This window comes from Chryseomicrobium imtechense, from assembly GCF_041475995.1.
Taxonomy (GTDB): Bacteria; Bacillota; Bacilli; order Bacillales_A; family Planococcaceae; genus Chryseomicrobium; species Chryseomicrobium aureum.
Genome location: NZ_JBGOBM010000060.1, coordinates 1 through 237, shown reverse-complemented (window position 1 = coordinate 237; position 237 = coordinate 1). Strand labels below are relative to the sequence as shown.

1 rRNA gene is annotated in these 237 nt (G+C 54.4%); it reads right to left on the bottom strand.

The features are described from left to right. Positions 1-237 (bottom strand): 23S ribosomal RNA (locus AB5N96_RS13610); the annotation flags it as partial.

Here is a 237-nt window from a genome sequence, read left to right as displayed (position 1 = left end):
TGTCGGTTTGCGGTACGGGCACCTCCCGCCTCGCTAGAGGCTTTTCTTGGCAGCGTGAAATCAGAAACTTCGGACTATGTCCTCCTCATCACAGCCTGGTGTTATAGATGCGGGATTTGCCTCACATCACACCTCACTGCTTGAACGTGCACATCCAACGGCACGCTTCCCTATCCTACTGCGTCCCCCCATCACTCAAATGGCGGGGAGGTGGTACAGGAATATCAACCTGTTGTC